The organism is Pseudomonas sp. DWP3-1-2 (assembly GCF_049896285.1).
In the GTDB taxonomy this organism is placed as follows: Bacteria; Pseudomonadota; Gammaproteobacteria; order Pseudomonadales; family Pseudomonadaceae; genus Aquipseudomonas.
The window spans coordinates 777,308-802,189 of sequence record NZ_JAFCTZ010000001.1 but is presented as its reverse complement, the minus strand read 5'-3'; the positions used below and the strand labels follow the sequence as shown (position 1 = coordinate 802,189).

22 protein-coding genes, 1 tRNA gene and 2 pseudogenes are annotated in these 24,882 nt (G+C 57.6%); 19 read left to right on the top strand and 6 right to left on the bottom strand.

Features of this window, described 5'->3' with window-relative positions:
- The first annotated feature begins 157 nt into the window (after positions 1-157).
- Positions 158-520, top strand: a complete 363-nt coding sequence (locus tag ACP7B0_RS03790; RefSeq protein WP_426139566.1) for a GNAT family N-acetyltransferase — start codon at positions 158-160, stop codon at positions 518-520.
- 3 nt (positions 521-523) lie between these two features.
- Here ACP7B0_RS03790 and ACP7B0_RS03785 read toward each other — a convergent pair whose 3' ends face one another.
- Positions 524-757: a DNA-binding protein gene (locus ACP7B0_RS03785; protein WP_426139565.1), complete on the bottom strand. Its 234-nt coding sequence runs from the start codon at positions 755-757 to the stop codon at positions 524-526.
- Positions 758-838: 81 nt separating this feature from the next.
- On the opposite strand from ACP7B0_RS03785, the gene ACP7B0_RS03780 reads away from it, so the two are divergent.
- The 6 genes from ACP7B0_RS03780 (at position 839) to ACP7B0_RS03755 (ending at position 4,784) form a co-directional block, all read left to right on the top strand.
- A complete protein-coding gene (locus ACP7B0_RS03780) occupies positions 839-1,207 on the top strand; it encodes a helix-turn-helix domain-containing protein (protein WP_426139564.1) in 369 nt (122 codons plus the stop codon).
- 146 nt (positions 1,208-1,353) lie between these two features.
- On the top strand, positions 1,354-1,998 hold the full coding sequence (gene gacA / locus ACP7B0_RS03775) for a response regulator transcription factor GacA (protein ID WP_426140061.1): 645 nt from the start codon (positions 1,354-1,356) through the stop codon (positions 1,996-1,998).
- Position 1,999: 1 nt separating this feature from the next.
- A complete protein-coding gene (gene uvrC, locus ACP7B0_RS03770; protein WP_426140059.1) occupies positions 2,000-3,823 on the top strand; it encodes an excinuclease ABC subunit UvrC in 1,824 nt (607 codons plus the stop codon).
- Between the two features lie 32 nt (positions 3,824-3,855).
- Positions 3,856-4,416 carry a CDP-diacylglycerol--glycerol-3-phosphate 3-phosphatidyltransferase gene (gene pgsA / locus ACP7B0_RS03765; RefSeq protein ID WP_426139563.1) on the top strand — a complete coding sequence of 187 codons (561 nt, stop codon included), beginning with the start codon at positions 3,856-3,858 and terminating at the stop codon, positions 4,414-4,416.
- 63 nt (positions 4,417-4,479) lie between these two features.
- Positions 4,480-4,555, top strand: a tRNA-Gly gene (locus ACP7B0_RS03760).
- Between the two features lie 19 nt (positions 4,556-4,574).
- Entirely contained in the window at positions 4,575-4,784 is a 210-nt protein-coding gene (locus ACP7B0_RS03755; protein ID WP_426139562.1) for an Arm DNA-binding domain-containing protein, read from the top strand.
- 29 nt (positions 4,785-4,813) lie between these two features.
- Here the strand turns inward: ACP7B0_RS03755 and ACP7B0_RS03750 are convergent, their stop codons facing one another.
- The gene (locus ACP7B0_RS03750; protein WP_426139561.1) at positions 4,814-5,416 is read right to left on the bottom strand and encodes a DUF2272 domain-containing protein; all 603 of its coding nucleotides are present in this window, start codon (positions 5,414-5,416) and stop codon (positions 4,814-4,816) included.
- An 827-nt stretch (positions 5,417-6,243) separates the two neighbouring features.
- Between ACP7B0_RS03750 and ACP7B0_RS03745 the strand changes: the two genes are divergently transcribed.
- Together ACP7B0_RS03745 and ACP7B0_RS03740 are read left to right on the top strand one after the other, a co-directional pair.
- Positions 6,244-7,335, top strand: coding sequence for a DUF3616 domain-containing protein (locus ACP7B0_RS03745; RefSeq protein WP_426139560.1), 1,092 nt, complete (start codon positions 6,244-6,246; stop codon positions 7,333-7,335).
- A gap of 1,688 nt (positions 7,336-9,023) precedes the next feature.
- The gene (locus ACP7B0_RS03740) at positions 9,024-9,239 is read left to right on the top strand and encodes a hypothetical protein (protein WP_426139559.1); all 216 of its coding nucleotides are present in this window, start codon (positions 9,024-9,026) and stop codon (positions 9,237-9,239) included.
- Here the strand turns inward: ACP7B0_RS03740 and ACP7B0_RS03735 are convergent.
- Positions 9,223-10,152: a LysR family transcriptional regulator gene (locus ACP7B0_RS03735; protein ID WP_426139558.1), complete on the bottom strand. Its 930-nt coding sequence runs from the start codon at positions 10,150-10,152 to the stop codon at positions 9,223-9,225. The two genes, ACP7B0_RS03740 and ACP7B0_RS03735, sit on opposite strands and share 17 nt — an antisense overlap.
- 145 nt (positions 10,153-10,297) lie before the next feature.
- Between ACP7B0_RS03735 and ACP7B0_RS03730 the strand changes: the two genes are divergently transcribed.
- From ACP7B0_RS03730 to ACP7B0_RS03700, 7 genes and pseudogenes are all read left to right on the top strand, one after another.
- Positions 10,298-11,050: an SDR family oxidoreductase gene (locus ACP7B0_RS03730; RefSeq protein WP_426139557.1), complete on the top strand. Its 753-nt coding sequence runs from the start codon at positions 10,298-10,300 to the stop codon at positions 11,048-11,050.
- 275 nt (positions 11,051-11,325) lie between these two features.
- Entirely contained in the window at positions 11,326-11,655 is a 330-nt protein-coding gene (locus tag ACP7B0_RS03725) for a hypothetical protein (RefSeq protein ID WP_426139556.1), read from the top strand.
- 284 nt (positions 11,656-11,939) lie between these two features.
- Complete coding sequence (locus ACP7B0_RS03720; RefSeq protein ID WP_426139555.1) at positions 11,940-13,040, top strand: ABC transporter substrate-binding protein; 1,101 nt, start codon at positions 11,940-11,942, stop codon at positions 13,038-13,040.
- Between the two features lie 31 nt (positions 13,041-13,071).
- Entirely contained in the window at positions 13,072-16,791 is a 3,720-nt protein-coding gene (locus ACP7B0_RS03715; RefSeq protein WP_426139554.1) for an ATP-binding protein, read from the top strand.
- A 185-nt stretch (positions 16,792-16,976) separates the two neighbouring features.
- A complete protein-coding gene (locus ACP7B0_RS03710; RefSeq protein ID WP_426140058.1) occupies positions 16,977-17,426 on the top strand; it encodes a thiol-disulfide oxidoreductase DCC family protein in 450 nt (149 codons plus the stop codon).
- A 366-nt stretch (positions 17,427-17,792) separates the two neighbouring features.
- Positions 17,793-18,305: pseudogene (locus ACP7B0_RS03705) on the top strand (MCP four helix bundle domain-containing protein); the annotation flags it as partial.
- 243 nt (positions 18,306-18,548) lie between these two features.
- Positions 18,549-19,430 carry a methyl-accepting chemotaxis protein gene (locus ACP7B0_RS03700; protein ID WP_426140057.1) on the top strand — a complete coding sequence of 294 codons (882 nt, stop codon included), beginning with the start codon at positions 18,549-18,551 and terminating at the stop codon, positions 19,428-19,430.
- Positions 19,431-19,825: 395 nt separating this feature from the next.
- Here the strand turns inward: ACP7B0_RS03700 and ACP7B0_RS03695 are convergent, their stop codons facing one another.
- Positions 19,826-20,272 carry a GNAT family N-acetyltransferase gene (locus ACP7B0_RS03695; RefSeq protein ID WP_426139553.1) on the bottom strand — a complete coding sequence of 149 codons (447 nt, stop codon included), beginning with the start codon at positions 20,270-20,272 and terminating at the stop codon, positions 19,826-19,828.
- A 16-nt stretch (positions 20,273-20,288) separates the two neighbouring features.
- Positions 20,289-20,450 (bottom strand): annotated as a pseudogene (locus ACP7B0_RS03690) (transposase domain-containing protein); the annotation flags it as partial.
- A 433-nt stretch (positions 20,451-20,883) separates the two neighbouring features.
- Between ACP7B0_RS03690 and ACP7B0_RS03685 the strand changes: the two are divergent.
- Positions 20,884-21,660 carry a helix-turn-helix domain-containing protein gene (locus ACP7B0_RS03685; protein ID WP_426139552.1) on the top strand — a complete coding sequence of 259 codons (777 nt, stop codon included), beginning with the start codon at positions 20,884-20,886 and terminating at the stop codon, positions 21,658-21,660.
- Between the two features lie 101 nt (positions 21,661-21,761).
- Positions 21,762-22,658 carry a DMT family transporter gene (locus tag ACP7B0_RS03680; protein ID WP_426139550.1) on the top strand — a complete coding sequence of 299 codons (897 nt, stop codon included), beginning with the start codon at positions 21,762-21,764 and terminating at the stop codon, positions 22,656-22,658.
- 172 nt (positions 22,659-22,830) lie between these two features.
- Here ACP7B0_RS03680 and yghU read toward each other — a convergent pair whose 3' ends face one another.
- The gene (gene yghU / locus ACP7B0_RS03675) at positions 22,831-23,670 is read right to left on the bottom strand and encodes a glutathione-dependent disulfide-bond oxidoreductase (RefSeq protein ID WP_426139549.1); all 840 of its coding nucleotides are present in this window, start codon (positions 23,668-23,670) and stop codon (positions 22,831-22,833) included.
- A gap of 256 nt (positions 23,671-23,926) precedes the next feature.
- On the opposite strand from yghU, the gene feaR reads away from it, so the two are divergent.
- A complete protein-coding gene (feaR, locus tag ACP7B0_RS03670; RefSeq protein WP_426139548.1) occupies positions 23,927-24,868 on the top strand; it encodes a transcriptional regulator FeaR in 942 nt (313 codons plus the stop codon).
- Positions 24,869-24,882: the final 14 nt, after the last annotated feature.

Here is a 24,882-nt window from a genome sequence, read left to right as displayed (position 1 = left end):
CAATCGGGTCCATTGAGACGAGTCGTTGGTTATATATGCTGTCATACGATTGCACCTTCCAGCAGCGCAAAGCCCGGCAGAGGAGTAAACATACGTGGACCTGCGACCGGCAATCGCCGACGACCTTGAGTTCGCCCGAGAGCTCACTCGAGTCAACATGCGCGAATACTACGCGCGCTATTCAAGGGCCTGGCAAAGCGAGGCCTTTGACAGCGAATGGGCATTGCGCCAGAGCCTGATCGTCAGCAAAGAAGGGAAGGCTATTGGCTACCTCAGTATCACGACCGAGCCAGGCTATCTTTATTTGCGCGATATCCAGCTGTGCGAACCTTACCGGGGTGAGGGTATTGGCACATGGCTATTGCGGCAGGTTGAACTCATGGCCTTGCGCATGGGAGCCGTCAGCGTCCGACTCAAGGTCTTTAAAACCAATCCGGCTATCGAGTTGTACCGAAGACAGGGTTACTTAGTGGTAGGCCAGGAAGCTGCGCTGTTCTGGATGGAACGGAAGCTACAATAGTAATCACTCTGCCGTCGGTTGACCCTGCGGCTCAGGAGCAGTGGGGATGCTGCCAATCTTCATGCCCAACAAAACGGCCACCTTGTGGGCCTCCCCGCGTCGGCCTTTCTTGCGCCCGGCCAGCACTTGATAAGTGGTTGCAGGATCAACGCTGTTCTCCCGAGCAAACTCTTGAACAGATTTACCTTGTTGTTCTAGCCAGGCCTTGGCTTGTGCAGCGGTGCGAATTCCGGGCATAGTTCAAAACCGTTCAAATCAGTTTAATTTATCTAGATTCTACCATTCGTAAGGATGGGGTCAACAGGATTATGCATTCAAATGAGTGGAATTGGTTACCGACTTAGGAAAGAAAGAGAGCGTCTGGGGCTTTCTCAGCGTGCCTTCGGAGAAATCGGTGGTGTTGAAGCTAACGCTCAAGGTAAATATGAAAGCGGTGATCGTGCGCCCAAGGCCGACTATCTGGCAGCGGTCGCGGCCAAGGGGGTGGATGTACTCTACGTCCTGACCGGATCACCGACGCCCATCCCTGTCGACAATTTAAGTAATGCCGAGGAGAAGGTATTGGGGAGCTATCGATCTCTGCTCAAGGAAGATCAGGATGCAATCAGACGTTTAACCACCACCATGGCTGAACTGTCAGCGTCTTATGCGAGCCAAGGCAAGCTGGGAACCCGTAACGACGGATAATCCGGGCGCTCAGCCTTCGGCTGGCACTGTGCTACATCAGCAGTTATCACCTCTATCTGAGTCAGACTTCGCTTTAAGCTAGGTCTGACTCACTGTTTTTGCTATGGTGACGAGCATTCGTCATGACCGTTCCGCGAGGTGTCTGCTTGATTAAGGTGCTAGTTGTCGATGACCATGATCTTGTTCGGACGGGCATCACACGGATGTTGGCCGATATAGACGGTCTGCAGGTTGTTGGTCAGGCCGACTCTGGAGAGGAGTCGCTGAAAAAGGCGCGTGAGCTTAAACCCGACGTCGTCCTGATGGACGTCAAGATGCCTGGCATCGGAGGTTTGGAGGCGACGCGCAAGATGCTGCGCAGCCATCCCGAGATCAAAGTCGTTGCGGTGACGGTATGTGAGGAAGATCCGTTTCCCACGCGTTTGCTCCAGGCGGGCGCTGCGGGCTACATGACCAAAGGGGCCGGGCTGGCTGAAATGGTGCAAGCCATCCGTCTGGTGTTTGCCGGGCAGCGCTACATCAGTCCGCAGATAGCCCAGCAGCTGGCGCTCAAGTCGTTCCAGCCCCAAGTGAACAATTCCCCGTTTGACCTGCTCTCCGAGCGTGAAATACAGATCGCCTTGATGATTGTGGGTTGCCAGAAGGTCCAGGTCATTTCCGACAAGCTGTGTCTGTCACCTAAAACCGTGAATACCTACCGTTATCGTATCTTTGAAAAGCTATCGATCAGCAGCGATGTTGAACTGGCTTTATTGGCAGTACGTCACGGCATGGTCGATGCCAGCGCCTGAAATGACTCAACCGTTCGATCCCAGTGCTTTTCTTTCCACCTGCAGCGGCCGTCCTGGCGTGTATCGCATGTTCGATGCCGAGGCTCGCCTCCTTTATGTGGGCAAGGCCAAGAATCTCAAAAACCGGCTGGCCAGTTATTTTCGCAAAACCGGGCATGCGCCCAAGACCAGCGCACTCGTGTCTCGCATTGCCCAGATAGAGACGACGATCACCGCCAACGAAACCGAAGCCCTGCTGCTTGAGCAGACACTCATCAAAGAGTGGCGACCGCCGTATAACATCCTGCTGCGCGACGACAAATCCTATCCCTACGTCTACCTGTCGGATGGCGATTTCCCGCGGCTGAGCATCCATCGGGGGGCAAAAAAATCCAAAGGCCGGTATTTCGGTCCTTATCCCAGCGCCGGCGCCGTGCGGGAAAGCCTGAGCCTGATGCAGAAAACCTTTCTGGTGCGTCAGTGCGAAGACAGTTACTACAAAAACCGCACACGGCCTTGTCTGCAATACCAGATCAAACGCTGCAAAGGCCCCTGCGTGGGCCTGGTCGAGCCGCAGGTGTATGCCGAAGATGTTCGTCACTCCGTCATGTTCCTTGAAGGGCGCAGTAACACACTGACCGACGAGCTCAATGCCCTGATGGAAAGCGCCGCCATGAGCCTGGACTTTGAACGGGCGGCTGAATTGCGTGACCAGATTGCATTGCTGCGTCGCGTCCAGGACCAGCAGAGCATGGACGGCGGTACAGGCGATGTTGATGTGGTGGCGGCGTTCGTCAACCCCGGTGGCGCCTGTGTGCATTTGATTAGCGTGCGCGGCGGCCGGGTGCTGGGAAGCAAGAATTTCTTTCCTCAGGTGGGTATCGAAGAAGAGGTGGGCGAAGTCATGTCTGCTTTTCTGTCGCAGTACTTCCTGGGCGGCGTGGACCGCGAGCTTCCCGGCGAAGTGATCGTCAACGTGCTTCATGATGATTTCCCGACGCTGATAAACGCCATCGAAGCCTCTCGCGGGCGAGACCTGGTCATCAGCCATCGCGTTCGCGGCACTCGTGCGCGCTGGCAGCAGATGGCTGTCATCAATGCTGAACAGGCCCTGGCTGCACGACTGGCCAATCGTCAGCATGTCGCCGCTCGTTTTGACGCGCTGGCCAAAGTGCTGAAGCTTGAAGAGCCGCCGATGCGTCTTGAGTGCTACGACATCAGCCATTCCAGTGGCGAGGCAACGGTTGCATCCTGTGTGGTGTTCGGTCCTGAAGGGCCGATCAAATCAGATTATCGACGCTATAACATCGAGGGCGTCACGGCCGGCGATGACTACGCCGCCATGCATCAGGCGCTGACTCGCCGCTTCAGCAAACTCAAGGACGGGGAGGGTAAGCTGCCCGATATTCTGCTGGTCGACGGTGGCAAGGGGCAGCTGTCCATGGCGCGGGACGTGCTCAACGAATTGGCGGTTCCTGACCTGATTCTGCTGGGTGTGGCCAAGGGAGCGACGCGCAAGGCCGGCTTCGAAACGCTTTATCTGAATGACGCTGCCCATGAGTTCACCTTGCCGGGAGATTCCCCGGCACTGCATTTGATTCAACAGATTCGTGACGAAGCCCACCGTTTTGCGATCACGGGGCACCGTGCGCGTCGTGGCAAAACCCGACGCACATCGACCCTTGAAGGCGTTGCCGGGGTTGGGCCTACACGGCGTCGAGACCTGCTCAAACACTTCGGGGGGTTGCAGGAATTGTCTCGCGCCAGCATCGAAGAAATCGCAAAAGCGCCCGGAATCAGTAAAAAGCTCGCAGAGTCGATTTATGCAAACCTGCACAGCGAGTAGAATGCTCCCTCACCTCGTAGCCAGTTGTGCCGATGAATATTCCTAATCTGATCACCGTTCTACGTGTCCTGCTGATTCCGATCTTCATTTTGCTGTTTTATTTACCGTATAGCTGGAGCTACATGGCCGCCAGTTCAGTCTTCGCTGTGGCGGCGGCAACGGACTGGCTCGATGGTTATCTGGCCAGGCGTCTTGAGCAAAGTACCCCGTTCGGGGCGTTTCTGGATCCTGTCGCCGATAAATTGATGGTTGCGGTCGCCTTGGTGTTGCTGGTTCAGGAGCATGCCAATCTTTGGCTGACGTTACCTGCTGCGGTGATAATCGGGCGCGAGATCGTGATCTCGGCTTTGCGCGAATGGATGGCAGAACTGGGGGCGAGGGCGCAGGTCGCGGTATCGAACCTGGGCAAATGGAAGACCGCTGCACAGATGCTGGCACTGGTCATCCTGCTGGCAAATCCGCCGGCGGTCACTTTCTGGGTGATTCTGGGGTACGTCCTGCTGTTGCTGGCGGCCGGGCTGACGTTGTGGTCCATGTTGCAATACATGAGGGCGGCGTGGCCGCATCTGAGTACCACCACGGACAAGAAATAAGTTTTTGAATCAAAGGGTTGACGTCGCTATTGGGTTCTATACAATGGCGCACGTTACCAAGACGCGGGAATAGCTCAGTTGGTAGAGCACGACCTTGCCAAGGTCGGGGTCGCGAGTTCGAGTCTCGTTTCCCGCTCCAAATTTGGCTTGTAAGCTTCGTGAAGCTTGTGAGTTGTAGAAAAAAGCGACCTTCGGGTCGCTTTTTTTCGTTGTGGCGCCGAAAACCACCTCCAGTCACGCATTTTAAGGTCCACATTTCCTTGGGAATGTATCCGGCAATCGGCCTTAAAGAGGCTCGGCTGCCACGTGACCAAGCACGGGCTTTGGTTGCGCAAGGTATAGATCCTCGCGGGTGGAGCCAATGTTGAAGCCCGTGTATGGGTCGGAGACGGTGTCTTCAATTTCGCCGGAGGTAGCGGCAAAACCTCGCACGTAAATGATCGGATGGTAAAGGTGCAGGGTCGGGGTTGGCATGCTGGCGCTCCTCGTTGTCGTGGTTGGCGAGCCAATCTTCGCGAGCCTCGACATAGGCCGTAATCCACGTTCGTTCGCCTGCAACTTCGGGGTTTCCCTTGTCCTGCGCGACACGGTCGCGGCTGTCATACGCCGAGGTTCTGTCGATGAATTCGGCGGCTTTAGTTGGAGTTAGCCCTTTCCCCCGAGCGTAGGCGATGAGGTCACCGACCTCAGGTACGAAGTCATTCAAGCCGAGTGGATATCCCCAGTATGCGTATTTCTGGTCTTTGACCTTGCGAGCAGCAATAAACTTGCGAATGAAGGTCGAGTGACTTTGTGAGTAGGGGAAGCGGTCCTTTGGAAGGTCGCCTTTGTACATGAATGCACTCATTCCGACAGCTGACCAGGCGTATTCATCGTTCTGGATTTCTTCGATGGTCGGATTACCGCCTCCCACTTTGCGGTACTGGTCGATTACGTACTCTCGTAGGGTTTTTCGTTGTCGAAATGACCGATTTTCTTGGTGTTTGTGATTAGGCTCCAAGTCGAGTTTCCCCAGTAGTCCCATTCTTTATGGGCCGCCGTGAGTATTGAATGAACTGTCGCGGTCATAGCTTTGCCTCCCAGGTTGAAGTGCTCCTTTGCCCTCGCTAGCAGTACGTCAACCACCTAAGCCCTGCATCGCTCACTAACACGTTAGCCTGATATTTATTGGCCGTTTGTGTTTGCTAGGGCGAGCAGAGTGAAGAAGGCCGGCACTGAAGCAAAGATTCGGAGACCACGTTTGCTCGCACGGGCTGACGCCAGCAGGCCTGGCTGAGAGGTCCGGCCCAGTTCCACTCTCAGGTTATTCCCCAGTGCTCTATCAACTGTGAAAAAAACGTACTAGAAAATGGCCTTGTTTATCGTCAACCAGCTACTAACCTCGACACAGATTCTTCTCTACTGGGAATACTCGGAGTGCATCGATGACAATCACCGTCACGCTGGCTCAGATCAGCAAACTGGCGCCGAACATTCGCTCCAGCTACAGCACGGCTTTGGATGTGGGGCAGCCGATTCTGGATTACTGGAAAGGAAGGCTACCGCGATGTCACGACTTGGCTGCGCCAGTGGCTACCGGCTGCGCCAGATTTTGTTACGGACTCGGAAGCGGTACTGAGTCCTTATTGGTGCCTGCACGTTGCCGCCGCGAAATGGAAAGCGAGCGGTTGCAACAGGTACGCGGACCGGGACAGCGTCACCGATGTAACCGAGACCATTAACGGTGGAACGGTCGGTTTGGACGAACGCAAAGATTGGACGAAGAAAACGCGGAAGATATGGTTTTGAATGACCGGCGCGCAGCGCCATGAGGACAGGAGAGCGCTCATGAGTGACAGAAGCAATGCTACGATTCTGAGCTTTGATCCGGCGTTTCCGTCGCTACGCGATGGCCTTTCGGTCGCTCAGCAGATTGGCGACACACTTTGGGTGGCCAACGACGAAACCACGAACCTGGAACGTCTGAAAATCCAGGCCGCTGCGCCCGGCAACGTCGTGACGTGCGATGAGCACCAATCGTTCCAGCTTTTGGAGTACCTGGACCTGCCCATACCGATGCAAGACGCCGAGATCGATATCGAGGGGTTGGCCTATGCCCATGACAGTGGTTACCTCTGGGTGGCGGGCTCCCATAGCCTGAAGCGAAAGAAGGCCGAGGACGGCAGGCCTGCGCAGACGAATATCAATCGGCTATCGACGGTAGAGGCGGACGGCAATCGCTTTCTGCTGGCCCGCATCCCTGTGGTACAGCAGAACGACGGCTATGTACTCGCCAGGAAGGTGGACACCGATGGACGTACGGCGGCGCAACTACATGGCAACAAGGTAGGTAACGACCTGACCACGGAAATTGCTGGAGATGATCAGCTATGCGACTTCCTGCGTATCCCGGGTAAAGACAACGGCTTCGATATCGAAGGGTTGGTGGTGATCGGCTCACGCCTTTTGCTAGGGCTGCGTGGACCGGTCCTTCGCGGCTGGGCTGTGCTGCTGGAGATCGAGCCCGAGCTGAACGACGACTCGACTGACACGCTGGTGCTTAAGAAGATCGGCCCGAATGGGCGCCGCTACCGGAAGCACTTCTTCGCGCTAAACGGCCTGGGAGTGCGTGACCTGTGCACGAGCGGTGAAGATCTGCTGATCCTGGCGGGTCCCACCATGGACCTGGACGGTCCGGTAACAGTCTTCCGCTGGCGCGGCGGTTTCGCGTCCGACGAGGAAAGCGTGATCTTTACGGGTCAATTGGAGAAGGTGCTGGAGGTGCCTTTTGGGCAAGGCAACGATCACCCTGAGGGCATGTGTCTGTTTGAATCGGGGGAGCAGCTTGGGGAGGCTCTGTTGATCCTCTACGACTCCGCGGCGAAGAGTCGTAAACACGGCGATACGGATGTGGAAGGGGACCTGTTCATCCTGAATTAGCCACGCACCTCGACCGTCATAGCGGCCTGTGATCAGCTTGCATCGATCACACGTATTGCAATCGGGGATGGTCACTGTGAACAGAACGTCTGTTGCGGTGTTGCCAACGCTGTTGATGCTTTCCTCGTGTGCGCTGTTTGATCCTTACATTCCGTCGGCGGAAATCGAACGCGAAGTGCTCACTGAGCGCAATTGTCCAAAGGAGCCCGAGCGGCCCGAGCAACCTGGGAAAATGCACTGGTGACCCGCATACCGCCGCCGCAGTGATAGCTTTCCATACCCCCCATCGCTTGGTTGCGGACAGAATTGTTGGCCCTACGATCGCCCGCGCACCCTGGAGATCCAGTGGACTGACATATAACAGGCGGTGCAATTCAGGATAGGTTAACCGAACGAAGGCCAAACCCATGGACCCTGATCTGATTCGAAAACAACTTGAAGCCGAGTATCTCCATCTACAAAAAACGGTCGAGGATTTCGACAACCGATCATTGCATATAAAAGGATGGAGTGTGACTTTCAGCCTCGTCCAGATAGCTGCCGGCTTTGGTACAAAGTCACCTCACATTTTTTTGATCGCTGCCCTCACGGCGTTTCTTTTCTGGCCTTGGAAACCTCGTGGAAGGGGTTTCAATATGCATACAACGGGCGTATTCGGGAGATTGAAGCGTACTTTTCTGCTGAGGCACCCTCGTCGATTCGGCCTTTCCAAATAACGGCGAGTTGGTATGAGACCTTTCACGCTGAAGTCGTTGGTCGGTACTCCGAGTTTGCAAAATGACCGCACGTGTGCATGCCACATGCTGTGATAGTGGTATTGGGGCTGGTGTTTTACATGGCTCATCTGATCGTTGAAGGATAAGGGGAGGGTGATGTGGTGGCGTTTACAACTGGCGGGCTTCGGCCAGGCACGATGGGCAACCATCGACCAGAGGGTGTGTGGTTGAGTGTCTCTATCACGTGTTGAACTAACACCGCAGGGAGTGGCCATTGGCGTAAAAATGCAGGTCTCCTTTGACGCAGACGCAGACGCAGACGCAGGGGCGGATGTTGATGGTCATGGTCGCAGCCTGATTTGATCGAGTGGTCGCAGTTTTCAGCGCACATCTTGTAAGGTGCGTAGGTTTGACGCAATTCCTGTTAACGCTAGCTGCGCTATCCTTGCACTGTCGCCGCGCAGGTCATTCGCCGCATTTCTTCAGGGGTACAAGGCACCGCAAAGAACCTGATTTTTGCCTCGATTAACAGTAAACCCGATCTGTATTTCACTGATGCGATCAACAAAGATGTTGGTATCAGAAATCAGCATGACGCTCTGATCTATGACCGCTCATTGGGTGATAAAGGGTTGCTTTGGAGCGAACTTGTGAGCTGGTGGGGTGACCGAGAAGGTGTAGATAAACTGGAAGACGCTCAGAGAAGCCTCTATCGGCGATTGAGGGACTCAGTGAAGCAAACACGATCCTCCTGGAGAGGCAGTGCTTTTTGACAGCTATTACCGTGAACTGGCGCCTCTGCTCAAGGAACGGCTACCGGCTTTGATTCTACAGTTCTTCTCGAAAGTACTAGCAGCCACGATTTTTTAGTACATTTGTTAGTACATTAATCCGGCGCTTGGTAGATCATTTTTCGTGGAACTCGCCTCGCTGGAAATCGTACAAATCTCCTCTATTCAAACGAGACGGAGGTTGTGCGATGGCTCTAACCTCAAGGCTGCCAGCGGCAAGCGCGGTGAAGCCGGTATTCTCAACAAGATTCTGCGCGATTGCCTCAGCATGGGTGAACCTGGCTGTGCCGCCACTGCGGATGCACCATTGCTGGCGCGGCATCGCCCGCCGTGCGACGGCATGGCCTACTGGGTTGCCAATCGGCGCCGCTCCCTTTCAATCACTTCCTCATACTAGCCTTATCGCACAAGAGGAACTCATGGCGTGCGTTGAGTGCGGGAACCTTTGAAAACGCTTCAGCGATGAAATCCATGAATACGATGGCCCGCGTCGGAAGCAGCCTGTTTGCAACATAGATGATTTGAACCGGGACCGGAGGGGCAGTGTGCCCCGTCAGCAGCAACTGCAAATTACCGTTCTTGAGCCCTTCCTCGAAAAGCCATTCCGGTCCATGTCCGATACCTAATCCCGCATTGACCGATTCGCGTACGGCCTCAGGTGAGTTGACCCGTAGCCTGCCGGATACCGGAACTTCAGTATCCCGGAAGCGCCATGTGGCGCCTGACGACAGCAGGGTGTAGATCACGCAATCGTGCCCGCGTAGATCATCGGGCGTGACGGGCACGCCGCGTTTAGCGAGATAGCCCTTACTGGCTACGAACACGCGCTCGAACAGACCGATGGGCCGCGCGCGCAGTGCGCTGTCTTCCAAGTGGCCGATCCGGATCGCCAGTTCAGCTCCCTCATCGACCAGACTCACATATCGGTCATTGATCTGGAGATCCAGCGTCAACCCTGGATAGCGTTCCAGGAAGGCGGGAACATGCGGTAACACGAATGCATGGGCCAGAGCGGTCGGGCAGGCGACGCGCAACACTCCAGACGGATCGACGTTCTCCCTGAAGGACGATTCTGACTCCTCCACGGCGTCAAGGATGCGCCGGACTTCCGCATAGTAGCGTTCCCCCTCCGGCGTGAGGGCAAGCCTGCGCGTTGACCGGTGCAGCAGTCGAGTTTGTAGATGCTCCTCCAGTGCCGCCACATAGCGGCTGACATTCGGCTGCCCCAAGCCCAAGTCGCGACCGGCAGCGGAAAAGCTGCCCGTCTCCACCGCACGCGCGAAGCATGTCATCAAAAGAAACCGGTCCAAAGTTCACTCGCCCATTCATGCATTGGAAGCATGAATCATATACAAAAACACCATCTTAAAGATTTTCAAGCATGAGTTCATAGTTCTCCTCACAGCCGGTCAGCCAGCGCTGGTTAACCATGAAATCATCTACAGGAGAACTTTTATGTCCCGCTTGCAAGGTAAACGCACTCTCATCACCGGCGGCACCAGTGGCATTGGCCTCGAAACAGCCAAGCAGTTCCTCGCCGAAGGCGCACGCGTCATCGTCACTGGAGTTAATCCGGATTCCATTGAAAAGGCCAAGGCGGAACTTGGCACCGACGTTGTGGTGCTGCGCGCCGATTCAGCCAACGTGGCCGCTCAGAAGGCGTTGGCGCACGCCGTCCAGGCTCACTATGGTCAGCTCGATATCGCCTTTCTCAACGCTGGCGTCTCCGTTTGGGCGCCGATCGAAACGTGGACGGAAGAAATGTTCGATCGCTTGTTCGACATTAACGTCAAGGGACCCTATTTCCTGATCCAGGCGCTGTTGCCTGTCTTCGCGAACCCCGCATCGGTGGTGCTCAATACGTCGATCAACGCGCACGTCGGTGTGGCGAATTCGTCCGTGTATGGCGCGACCAAGGCTGCATTTCTGAACATGTCGAAGACGCTTTCGAGCGAACTGCTCGGACGCGGCATTCGCGTCAACGCCGTCAGTCCTGGCCCGGTTGAAACGCCGCTGTACGACAAGCTCGGCATCCCTGATGCCTACCGTGACCAGGTCAACAGGGACATTGCCGCAACCATTCCGTTCGGCCGCTTCGGCACGCCGGAGGAAGTGGCCAAGGCGGTGCTGTACCTCGCTTCCGACGAGTCCCGATGGACCGTCGGCTCCGAAATCATCGTTGACGGCGGCCGCATGCTGAACGGCTGATTGCAGACGTTGTGCCCGGTCGCTACGCAAGTCGATGCAGGACCTTTCACCAGGGGCGCTGGATATTCTACAAAATGAATCGATTTGGACTCCGGTGTGACCTTGCCGGTCGCTCAGTTGGCTGAAATCCTCCATGGCCGCGTGCGAAGCTGGCACGTTGAGACTATGCTCATCGCTACTGCAGGCAATGTATTGTTTTCAATTGTCGGCCGCCAAGGAAAGGAGTCCGTATGTATCTAGCTTTTCATGCCCGGTTCTATTGTTGGAATGGTCGAATGAGCAATCTGCAGCACCGCAGTGGCTTTCATCGACAGCGCCTACCGGGATTCGGCCAGTGCTACAACCCTGCGCGCCTCATCAGTTTTGCCCGCGATGCTGGCATTGATGTGACCGTCGAAGGCTTGGAAACCCAACAGCAACAACCCTCATTTATTTCCGCCGGCTTGCCGATGAATGCTCAGGGCTACCGTTTCAAAGCGGTTAGCGACCAGCGCGCGGCACACCTCTTGATGGTAATGGCCGGTAGCATCGTGTCGCCTCCCGCCACTGATGCCGCAACTCTGGCAATCGAAGACTCGCACCGTCCGGTGGGGGTCGCGAGATGACCCCATCGTTAGTTGTGACTCACCGGCACATCCTGATGATTGACGACACGCTCTCGATCCATGGCGACTTTTTCAGGATCCTCAGCCCCGACTCCGCTTAGCAGGCCGGTGGCCCTGAAACGGGTCGAACGGGCCCTGGCCGAAGGTCGGCCCTACGTCATGGCATTCACAGACATCCGCATCCGCCCGGTCAACTTCTTCAACCCGATCAAGCAGTCGGTCCAGGCTGTCTGCAGGGGCAGGTGGAGTACTGTTGGTAAAGCCCAAGCACGAGGGAGTACAGCATGAACACCAAACCGATCCACAAAATCTTGTGGCGCTTCGCCGGCTGCGTGACAGGGCTGGCGATGGTTGCCGCCAATCCAGCTCAAGCTGCCGACGACGGCATCGCCCTCGGCCCTACCGCAAGCCATAGCATTGCCTTCAGCAACTCTTATGCGGGCAGCGATTTTCGCAAGGTGATGGTGCAGAACTGGCAGGAGATTGCGGCCCAGGCGCAAAAGGATGGCTTGATCCGGGAGGCCCCGGTGGTCAGCGCCAATAACTCGGCGTCGGAACAAGCGGCCCATATTCAGGACATGATCGTCAAGGGCGTCAACGCCATCGTCATCCTGGCCGCGTCCGACACGGCCCTCAACGGGGTGATCCGGGATGCCTGCAACGCTGGCATCGTGGTGGTCGTCATGGCCAGCCTGGTCACCGAAAGCTGCGTCTATACCGTGGACTACAACTGGTCCGCCATGGGCCGCGTGGAAATGGACTATATCGCCGATCGTCTCAAGGGGAACGGAACGCTGCTGGAGATCCGTGGCATTGCCGGCGACGCCACGGATAAAAACATCAGCGACGGCATTCGCAAGGCCGCCGGCGACTATCCGGGCCTGAAGTTCGCCAAGACCGTGTACGGGAACTGGACGGCTTCCGTCGCACGCAAGGAGGTGGCGCTGGCGCTGCCGTCGCTGCCCAGCATTGATGCCGTCGCTACTCAGGGGGGCGACGGTTATGGTGCGGCCATGGCGTTCAAGGCGGCGGGACGCCCTTTGCCGATCATCGTGATGGGGAACCGTCAGGACGAACTCGCCCTGTGGAAAGAGGAGCGCGATGCCAATGGCTACGAGACCGTCTCGGTCTCCGCCTCCCCGAGCGTCTCCCAGGTGGGTTTCTGGGTGGCCCAGCAGATTCTGGCGGGCAAGCAGGTGCCGAAGTTCGTCGAGGTGCCGCTGGTACGCATTGATGCGAAAGACCTGGACGCCTGGCTCGCCACTATGCCGGTGGGCGGCGCCGCCAATCCTTTCTACAGCCAGGCTTCCGTTGCGGCGATGATCGACGCGGCCATCAACAATACGGTGCCGCCGGCGCCTTTACCGGAGGTTATGAAGCAGTAGTGGCGGGCCGAGAGCGAGGATGCGAGGCGCCATGTTGACATTCAAACCCGTCAGCGACAGGCCCATTGCCGTCAAAATTGGCCTGGCGGTCTCCGCACTGGTGTTCCTGATGTTGACGGTATCGCTAGTGAACCTCTACGGCCTGCGAGGGATGGTACGTGCAGTGGATTCTGCCAGCCATTCCGCGGAAATTCTGGCGTCGGTCAACGGGGCTACCGAGCGGGTGGAAAACTTCATCGCCACCCGCGACCAGGAAAGCCTGTTCCAGGCCGAAGGCATGGTGGCGACGGCTATCGTCGGCCTCACCGCCATTCCGGTGGCTGAGGCGGAATCGCTCAAGGGCAGTCTGGAAAGGCTCGCTGCGGCGATCGCCGCCTTGCGGGCGGCGACCCTGACCATGGATGGCGAAACGGAGAACATGACTGCCCACTACGGCCGGATGCGAGAGGCGACGATCCTTGTCGAACAGGGCATCGCTGATCGGCTGAAGGGGCTTGATTCTCGCGCCGCTGACCACGAGGCGCGGGTGAGCAACGTCGAAAGCGCCCATCGCATCCTGAATATCCTGCGCAACGTCGAACGGATCATCACTGCCAATGTGGCCAAGATGCTGGTAACCGACGATGGGGCGGCCGCCACCGCAGCGCGGAACGCTTTCGCGGCACTCCCGCCCGTGGTCGAGCAATTGCGCGAGGTGATGGTGACGCCGCAGGCGGTAGAGGTCCTGGACCCGTTGGCGACGGCGATCGCTGCTGCCAGCCTGGCGGTCGAGCACCTTGGCGAGGCGCCCAGACACGGGGGCGGCGAGGCTTTGCGGCATCTCGCCGCCTTCGGGGATTTGGCCGAGCGCCTCGAGGCGATGTTGGGTGAAGTGGACCAGCACGTTGCCCATGACGCAAACGACATTCAGGCAGCAACCGGTTTGCTGAACAATGCAGCCGCGTTGTCCAAGCGTTTCGCCGAGCGCGTTGCCACCCTGGAGGCTCAGACCTTGTCGTTTCGCCTGTCACCGTCGGCCGAGGTCGCCGACTCTGTCGGCGACATCCTGGACGAGCTCTCCCGTCTCTCTCGCGTTCTCCCTTCGACCGTGGGGCAGCAAGCCAAGGCTACGCCCTTGACTGTCAACGATCAGATTGCCGGCTACCGGGCGGCATTCGCCAGGTTCCATCAGGCGAGCGACTCATTGAGCGGCGCGCGCGACCAGGTTCGCAACGAGGCGCGGAGCGCTGGCCTGTTGGTTGCGCGCTTCGCTGGCGAAGCGCGCTCCGACGCCTTGGCCCACAATGATCGCGGCACGCTTGCGACAGTGGTCGCGGGTATCGTCGCCATCCTGCTGGCCGGCGCCATCGCCTGGAGTACGTCGCGGTTTATCGCGCAGCCCATCGTAGCCCTGGCCTCGGTCATGCGTCGACTGGCGGCCGGCGACCTCAACGCCGAGATTGCCAGCGCCGGACGCGGTGACGAGATTGGGATCATGACCCGCGCCGTACGGGTGTTCCAGGAGAATGCCCTGCGCATCCGGGTGCTGGAGGCCGAGGCCGAAGCCGAACGACAGCAAGTCCAGGCCTCTTTGGAAAGAATGGTCGCCGAACGGACCGACAAGCTGCATCAACAGACGGGGGTGCTGGAGGCGCAAGCCGTCGAACTCATTCAGGCGCGCAACCAGGCCGAGACGGCTAACCAGGCAAAGAGCGATTTCGTGGCCACGGTCAGCCACGAACTGCGCACCCCCCTGACCCTCATTCTCGCCCCCCTGGAGCAGCTCTCGGCGGCGACCACCCCGCCGGCGGACTGGCGTGTGCAAATCGACCGCGCCCAACGCAACGCGCTACGCTTGATGAACCGGGTGAACGACATTCTCGATTTCTCCAAGGCCGAAGCGGGCAAGTTTGAGTTGTGTCCGGCACCCATTGACTTGAACAAGGCGGTGGGTGTGTTGGCCGAGGATGCCGCCATGGTGGCCAAGGGCAAAGGCTGCACCTTAACCTGCAGCATCGATCCCGCGCTTGGCACGGTGTACCTGGACCCCCGACACTTCGAGAAGATTCTTCTCAACCTGGTGAGCAATGCCATCAAGTTCACGCCCGCTGGCGGCACTGTGCACCTGGCAGTGACTCCGCTTGATGACGAGCGATTTGAACTCGCGGTGCAAGACTCGGGCATTGGCATTGCGCCTGACAAACTGCCGCTGCTGTTCCAGCGTTTTTCCCAGATCGACAATTCCGCCACGCGCCACTACAGCGGCACAGGCATCGGTCTCGCCCTGGTCAAGGATCTGGTCGAACTGATGGGGGGCGAAGTGGGCGTTAACAGCGAGCCCGGACGGGGTTCGTGTTTCGTTGTTCGACTTCCGCTGGGGGCTGAGCAAAACACCGTGCCGACCGAAGTCAGCACTATGCACGAGCGATCGTCACCGAGCGCAACGAGCACAACCGAGCAGCGCCACCTGCGTTTCGACGACGGCCGCCATGGCAGTAGCGACGACCGAGCTTCGGTGGAAGGCGCAGACGGGCAGTCCCCCGAACATGCCTCGCAATCCAGAGTGCTAGTGGTAGACGACAGCCCGGAAATGCTTAGCTACCTCACCGAACTTTTGCACAACGACTACATCGTCGCCACCGCCGCTGATGGAGAGCAGGCCTGGGCGCTTCTGCAGCGTCGACCCATCGATGTCGTCCTCTCGGATGTGATGATGCCGGAGCTCGACGGCTTTGGCCTGACAGCCAGAATCAAAGCCAGCGCCGGTTTCGCCCAGTTACCCGTGATCCTGTTGACCGCCCGCGGCGGCAGCGAGGCCTGCGTCTCTGGGCTGGAGAGTGGCGCCGATGACTATATCGCCAAACCCTTCTCGCCGCTGGAACTCAAGGCTCGCGTACGCGCGGCGATACGCATGAGCCAGGTGCAAACCGAACTGCATGCAAAATCCCGTCAGGCGGGCATGGCCGAAATCGCCACGACTGTGCTGCACAACGTCGGCAACGTCCTCAACAGCGTGAACGTATCGGCAGAACTGGTCACCAGCCAGATGCGGACCTCCAAAGCCCAGGGGCTGAGCAAGGTGGCTCAGATGATGAACGAACACGTCAATGACCTGAGCGATTTTCTCACCAGCGACCAAAAAGGAAAGATGCTGCCCGGCTACCTGCTCAAGCTGGCGGAGTTGGTGACGGCAGAGCAACAGGGCATCATCGAAGAACTCGGGCGACTCACCAAGGGCGTTGACCACATCAATGCCATTGTCGCTGCCCAGCAGTCCTATGCCGTTGCCGTCAGTATCCTCGAGACAGTACCGGTCCCAGAGTTAATCGATGATGCCTTGCGCATGAGTGCCGGATCACTGGCGCGCCAGGAGGTGAAGGTGGTCAAGGAGTTTGCCGATTTGCCCCTGCTGTCACTGGACCGGCACCGGGTGCTGCTGATTTTGGTAAACCTGATCAGCAATGCCAGGCAGGCGTTGGACGGCGTGATCGATCGCAGCCCGTGCATCACGTTCGGCGCCTCCCTCTCTGACGGGCCGGTACTGCGTATTACGGTGGCCGACAATGGCAATGGGATTGCGCCAGAGTCCCTGGCGCGTATTTTTACGCATGGCTTCACTACTCGCAAAGACGGTCACGGTTTTGGCCTGCACAGCTGCGCGCTGGCCGCCCAGGAAATGGGTGGCAGCTTGACCGTGCACAGCGACGGTGCTGGACAGGGCGCAACCTTCACCCTCGATATCCCTCTTGATGCTCCGCAGAACAAGCGATGAACACCGAACCGGCAGGCGTGCCGGTTTAACAAGGCTGCCTTTGCAGGTCGGTGTGTACATCACCCAATGCCTTTGGATAACACAATGACCGACACCGTTGTGGAGGCGGGCGAAGCGATGGTCATCCGTTGCAAGCTTGTGTTGCAAAGAATACCTTGTACAAATCCCCTACAAGGCAGGCTCCAATGCACAATAAATACCAATGGCCACTGACGCTCTATTTTGACGGTCAATGCCCGCTCTGCGCCCGAGAGATTAACCTGTTGCGTCGACGCGCCTCAGAGGCTCGCCTGCTCTTGATTGACATCAGTGATGATGATTTTAATGCAGAGGGTTTGGAATTCAGTCCCGTGCAAATGCAGTCATCGCTGCATGCCTGCTTCGCGGATGGCCGATGGGTTAAAGGGCTGGACGCCACCCTGTGGGCTTGGCGAGCCGCTGGCATGGACGTTTGGGTCAAACCCCTGACATGGCGCGCGTTCCGGCCGCTGTTCTCTGTCGGTTATCGCCTGTTCTGCCGCTTACGGCCTCATTTGGCCTGGATACCTCATCCGGATGGCAGCCGACGCTGTGTTCAAGGTCGCTGCGAAATCCCGACGCCAAAATCCTCATCCGATGGTCAGCCTGGCTCGTAAGTAGTCAACCGTCCGGCCTATATGTCGATTTCATCGCCATCCGCGTCCGCCGGCTTGGCGCCGCCCAACCGGGCTACGACATCCTGATGGAGTTGTACACGCTAGGGGCGCTTGTCAGCACGGCATAACGAGCGTGATCAGCTGCTAATCAAACTATAAGTATTTGTTTTTAGTAGCTAATTGGATTTCTGTAGCGAATATCGCGGCTACCGGCCATCGGCCAGCATTCATTTCCTTGAGATGAAAGTTGTACAAAGACGATCATGTGTATAAGGTCTTGTGCAAGAGAGCACTCACTATTCTGCTGAGCCGCCCCTTTAACGCAGTGAGCAGTCGTCGCCCAGCAGGGCAAGAGGAGGGGGTTTCATGCAATCGCAATTGAGCATCGCACAACGTCTGGGACTTGGATTTGGGCTGATTCTGTCACTTATGATCCTGATCGCGCTCATCGGTGTTCAGCGTGTTGGCTTCATCGACAAGACGCTTACCTCGGTAAGTGAAGGCGCCTCGCTTAAACAGCGCTATGCGATCAATTTTCGCGGGAGCGTGCATGACCGGGCTATCGCCATCCGGGATGCCGTGTTGGTGGACAACGACACCGCGTTGAACAGCCAACTGGCGCAAATCCAGCGACTCAAGGAATTCTATCGCGAGTCGGCGCAATCCCTGGATCGCCTGCTGGTTGAGCAGCCTGCCACGGATAGCGAGCAGCGGCTGTTGGGTGATATTCAGGATATTGAACGCAGCACCCTCACATTGACCGACCAATTGATCAATCTGCGCCGCCAGGGTGACAGAGAATCAGCCAAAAAATTGCTGATGGATCAAGCCTCGCCTGCGTACAGCGAGTGGCTCAAACGCATCAATGCCTTTATTGACCATCAAGAGCAAAGTATCGGTAAGGACATTGGTGCCGTGCGTGAAGCGGCCGGCGGCTTCCGGCTATTAATCCTGCTGGTGACAGCGGCGGCGGTACTGCTGAGTATTGGTGTCTCACTGATCATCATTAACCAGTTGAAATCCACACTGGGCGCCGAGCCGCACAAAGTGGCCGAGGTGATCCGTAGCCTGGCCGACGGCAATCTGAATCAACGTATCCAGACGCGCTACCCGCAAAGTGTCATGGGGGCCCTGCAGGACATGATCAAGCACTTGACTGACACCATCACTCAAGTGCGCACAGCGGCCGGTGAACTGACCTTAGCCTCCGACCAGCTGTTGACCACGTCCGACAGTAACAACCGGCAAATTCACCTCCAGTCCACCGAGGCTGAACAGATGGCGACCGCGATCAATCAGATGGCAGCCACCGTCAATGAAGTGGCGAACTACGCCGCCAGTGCTGCCGACGCCGCGCGTAACGCAGATAACGAAGTGGCGACCGGTAACCAGGTTGTCAGCGCTACCGCCAGTGCCATCCAGACGCTGGCGCGTACGCTCGAAAGCGCGGCCGAAAGTGTGCAGCAGGTCTCCAGCGACAGTGAGAGCATCGAAAAAATAATTGAGGTGATTACCTCTATCGCCGACCAGACCAATTTGCTTGCGCTTAACGCAGCGATTGAGGCCGCACGGGCAGGTGAGCATGGACGTGGCTTTGCCGTAGTGGCGGATGAGGTACGCTCTCTGGCCACCCGTACCCAAGATTCCACCCGCGAAATTCGCGGTATGATCGGCAAGCTGCAAGAAGGTGCCGGCAAAGCGGCTGAGGTGATGCGAAACAGCCGTCAGTTAGCACAACAGACCGTTGAGCAGACCGGCCTGGCTGAAGGTGCGTTGAGTAAGATTCGCAGTGAAGTGACCGCTATTAATGAAATGAACGCACAGATTGCCAGTGCCTCGGAAGAACAGAGTTCGGTCGCAGAAGAGGTCAACCAGAATATCAACCGCATCCACACGGCCACTCTGGAAACCTCTGCCGGTTCGGAGCAAGTGGCTGTTTCAAGCCGCGAGCTGGCGACTCTGGCAAATCGTCTAACCGACAAGGTCAGTTTCTTCAAACTTTGAGGCAGCCCCGGATGGTTTCAGAAGAAACGAGCCATATCATCATTGTTGTGCCGCAGGCTCAGCCTGTATCGGGCCGTCAATCGGCTTGATTCCTGACTGTTCGACACCCTGTGCCCGTCCGGGCGGCGCAGGGTATCCAAGAGACAGGCATCCTATGCTGGCAGCCGAATCTATTTGCTCGATGGGTAGGCGGATTGGAGAGTCTCTCTCAGCGTCGTTGCGAGCATATTCCCCGCAGGCAGCTTTGGCGCTCGGTTTGTGTCTGAGGTGAGTCCAGATTCCGGTATTCAGAGAATCAGATGCTGTGCTGATTCTTTTGCCCACCTCTGCACATCATCAAGTGCGACCCAATGCTCAGTAAGCGTCCGACCCAGTCACCTTTCGTATCCATAGCATTAAGGTTTGTGCCCGGTATGCGTATCCTGGAGCTTTCTGTAAGCCATACCCACAGAACGTGGTGCCGTATGAACAAAACCAAACTGTGCATAGAGGTCTTGCGCTTGACCATCCGCGATGAGGCTTACGTAGCCGCTTTCAGGAACGTTGGCTTCGATGTATTTCATGATCTCGGCCATGATTCGTTTTCCTAAGCCCTTGCCTTGATGCTCTGTAAGGACGGCAATGTCCACAACTTGAAAGAAGCATCCTCCGTCACCAATAACTCGCCCCATTCCCACGGGTCGCGACCCATGAAGGATCTGAACAGCAAAGAGTGTATTGGGTAAACCCCGTACCGCTGCTTCATCAGTCTTTCCGCTGAGGCCGGAGCCAGTACGAAGAGCCTGGTAAGTTTGAACGGAGGGCAGCTTTGGCAGGCATGAGTAAATGGTCAATTGGGGCACCGAGGCAAGAGGATTCTCAAGGGAGGTAACAGGCGGGCATCCACTTATACGGCAGCAACTGCTCGACCTCAATGGCTCGCTGTGTGGGCTGCCGCGTCAGCACACCCTTCAGATAAGCGCACGGATCATGCCTGTTCATACGCGCAGAATTGATCAAACTCATGATCGCCACCGCCCGTTATCCCACATCATTTCGCCGTCATTCGTCGTCACGAGAACAACAGGTCCAGGCTCGATCAAGGTGAATGCTTTCTCAAGCGTAAGCGTATGCATATCGTGATCCTTCGTCGCGGCGCAACAAGACTATCAAGCGCTTACCGGATGCTCATTTCCGTCTTGTCGTCCGCCAGACTGCGGCAGGCGAACCGGATAGCGCAACAGGTCACTATAGTCGCCGTGCATGTAATGGAGACCGTCGGCGACCAGACGCCGAATCCGGTTCCCGCAGGGGGCGGTTTCGCAGGGACACGGCTACTGATGCGCGGCGAGTTTGAGTCGACCAACCCGGCGACCGCCGCCAACTCTCAGGTCGCAGTTACCGACAGGAACGGACTGGCCCCGGGGTGGATCGGTGACGTAGGATAAGCGTCTCGATACAAGGAGAGTCATGGATGAGTGCTACCTTCCCCCAATCGTTCTCTCTGGCGTTGCGCTCCTATTCAGGTCAGGTAGAGCTTCACGAACATGACTTTCATCAAATCGTCCTTCCCCAGTCCGGCTCAATGGAGATTGAGGTCGACGGGCGAGGTGGCAAGGTCGATGCGAGCCAGGGCGTGGTAATCGTAGCCGGCGCCCGGCACACGTTTCTTGCCAACACCCGTAACAGTTTCCTGGTGCTGGACGTATCGACCCATTGTGTGGGAGCTCAAAAAAGCACTGCGCAGTTACTTGACCCCCTCAGTGGAAAACGCTTTTTTGCGGTCAGGCCCGATATCCGTCATCTGCTCGATTACGCGAGCAGCAACGGGTCATGGTTGATCAATTCACTCACCATGGCCGAGTCATGGAGCCGGTTGTTGTTGGGCTCCTTATTGCAGCCCGACGCGGCGCCGGACGACCTCGGGCAGCTCATCCTCGCCAGGGCGCTGGCCTACATCGAGCTACACTTGAGTACCCCCATGACGGTGCATGACATCGCCCGTAATGCGGGCACCAGCGAGCGGCGCTTGCATGGCCTGTTCAGGCAGCATCTGAACAGCACCCCGTTTACTCATATAGCGACCTTACGGCTGAATCTGGCCGTCGATCTGCTGCGCCAGACCTCTCTGTCGATCACTGATATTGCCCATCGCGCCGGTTACGCCGATCAGAGTGCGCTGACCCATGCCCTTAAGAAAGCCCGCGACTTGACCCCGGCCTCGGTGCGTAAACGCGCGCGCGACCACTGAAAACTGCAGGCCCGAACAATTTTTTGGCGGGCCTGATCAATACGCGCCCTCGCAACCTTTCTATTGTTCCCGTATGAGGACCATCCGCAGACGGGGCTTGCATGAACACTTCCAACCCATCCATCACCTTCGCCAAGGGCGCCGCAGGTGCCACCCTGATTGGGGTGATTGCGGTGTTTCTATGGGCGTGCCTGGCGCTGTTGACCACCTTGACCGCCGGAATCCCGGCCTTTCAGTTGCTGGCGTCGAGTTTCGCCGTCGCGTTCGCGGCCAGCCTGTGCCTGCTGGCCCTGCGTGGCGCTGAGGGGTTCAGCAGTTGGCGTCAGCCCTGGTATGTGTGGGCAACGGGGTTTGCCGGCATCTTCGTCTATCACGCCTTGTATTTCTTTGCCCTGAAGGCCGCGCCTGCGGCTGAAGCCAGCCTTATTGCCTACCTGTGGCCGCTGCTGATCGTTTTGTTGTCGGGTTTTTCTACCGGCGAGTCGTTGCGCAAGCGCCAACTGCTGGGCGCCTTGCTCGGCCTGGCGGGGACGGCCTTCATCATGCAGCAGCGGGCCCGGAGTGAAAGCGCGGCGATGCCCATTGTCGGTTACGCCGCAGCCTTTGCCTGCGCCTGGGTCTGGTCGATCTATTCGGTCGTCAATCGGCGTTTCAGCGATGTTCCGAGCAGCATCATCGGTGGCATTTGCGGCCTGGTAGCGGTAGCCGGGTTGCTTTGCCACCTGGCTTTCGAAACCACGGTGCGACCTGACACGGGCCAATGGGCGGCGATCATCGCCCTGGGGCTGGGCCCGGTCGGCCTGGCTTTTTTCGCTTGGGATCACGCGACCAAGCACGGAAACCTGGCGATGCTTGGCGCCCTGTCTTATCTGGCGCCGCTGTTCTCCACGCTGCTGCTGATTGCAGTGGGGCAAAGCGACGCCAAGCCGATCCTGATGATCCCCGCGGTGTTGATCATCACCGGCGCTGTGATTGCCACTTCCCGCGTGCGCATGTAGTGGTCACCTCATTTCGAACACGACGTAAAGTTTTTTCTCCGACTGAGTGGGTGTGGCCGGACGATGCAGCAAATAGTGGCTGATATCTCGCCGGGCCTTTGGGCTGTCATGCAGTGCTCATCCTTATTCGCATTGGCAGGGCAGGGCAGGGCAGGGCAGGGATCGATGCTTCTCAGCCCAAATCCTCAGCCTGATGCCGCTCCGGCACCTGGCTCGCTTCATCACCCCAGGTCCGGTTGACTCGCTGCCCACGGATGACCGCCGGGCGATTTGCGATTTCCTCTGCCCAGCGCTGCACATGGGTGTATTCCTGTGCGCAAAGGAACTCCGCAGCCGAGTACACATCGTTCCGCACGAGTTGGCCATACCAGGGCCAGACCGCGATATCGGCAAGGGTGTAGCTGTCGCCGGCCAGGTATTGGCTTTCGCCAAGACGACGATCCAGGACATCCAGTTGGCGTTTGACTTCCATGGTGAAGCGATTGATGGGGTACTCAAGTTTCTCTGGTGCATACGCGTAGAAATGCCCGAAGCCTCCACCCAGGTAGGGGGCTGCACCCATCTGCCAGAACAGCCAGTTCAAGGTTTCCGTGCGGCCGGCCAGGTCATTGGGTAAAAAGGCGCCGAATTTTTCCGCCAGATAAAGCAGGATCGAGCCGGACTCGAAGACGCGAATTGGCGGCTCCACACTGCGATCCAGCAAGGCCGGAATCTTTGAATTGGGGTTGATCTCGACAAAGCCGCTGGAGAACTGATCGCCATCGTTGATACGAATCAGCCACGCGTCGTATTCCGCCTCTGTGTGCCCGAGCGCGAGCAACTCTTCCAGCATGATGGTCACTTTCACGCCGTTAGGTGTGGCAAGCGAATAAAGCTGTAATGGATGCTTGCCCATAGGCAATGTCTTTTCGTGGGTCGGCCCTGCAGTAGGGCGATTGATGCTGGCGAATTGGCCGCCAGACGGGGCTTCATGTTTCCAGATACGAGGAGGAACGTAGGGAGTTTTCGTCATGAGTGGTACCTCAAAATGTACTTGCTGTCTTACGCAGACCGCGAGAGGGGGCCGCAGCGCGGAACGCTGCTGTAAAGGCAGTGGATTGCACGCCTTGTAGACCTGTTTGAAGGTTATCTCATCTTAGAGTTTCACAACGTCAGGGTCATGCGTGTCAACTCTCTCGTGGCTAAGGCTCACTGAAGTGACCGCTTGTGTCCGCCAAAAATAGATAATATGTTAACGGCATAACTGATAATAATAGGTAGGACGGGGTATGCCAGCCATGTTTCACTCTTGCTCCGAGTTCACCCATTGGGATCGTGATTTGCGTGCGGTGTGCGGCAATTTCAGCACGGCGCTTTCAGATCGCCACAGGCTGTTTATCGGAAGTGTCCACGGTCAGGATGTCGGCGGCCTGGAGTTGGCCTATATCCGTACCAATGCAGGGCTCATCAGTCGGCGGCGCACTCAGGGTGATGGGGACGACGACCGCCATTGCTTTCTGATTCTCCAGAGCAGTGGCTATGAACGGATTCGCCATCAGGACCGGGTGCTTGAGTTGGGGCCCGGCGACCTGGCATTGGTGGACTCGGCCCGAGCGTTCGAGATCGAGCCACAGGGGCTTGTGCAAAATATCTCGGTTCATCTGTCACGTCAGGAAGTCAGGCAGCACTTTGGCGAAAATCCGCTGTTTGGCAAGCTGGCCCGTAACAGCGTTGCCACGCATACGATTCGTGCGCTGATACGCTCGTTGGGCGACGTCGAGCTGAGTGACGGGTACGGCGGTGAACGCGATGGCCCGGCGTTGGAGCAAGCACTGATCGGGTTGGCCGCCGCTGGCCTGGACGCGCGTACCGAGTCGCAGCCCGGATTTGCCTGTGTGGGGCATGATGATCTGTATGGGCTGGCCACACGCCTGATCGAAACATCGCTGCACGAGACTGCCTTGGGCCCTGACTATCTGGCCCGGCATCTGAACGTCTCGGTTCGGCAGCTCTACCGCCTGTTCGAACAGCGGCAAGAAAGTATCTCCCGCTACATTCAGCAACGCCGTCTGGAGCGGATAGCCCAAGACCTGCGTGCCCACGATTTGCGCCATGAGTCGATCACCCAGATCGCCTTCAAGTGGGGTTTTATCGACGCTGCGCATTTCAGCCGGGCGTTCAAGCGCTATTTCCAACACGCCCCTCGTGATTTCCGCCACCAGGTTGCGTGAGTACCACGTTGGCA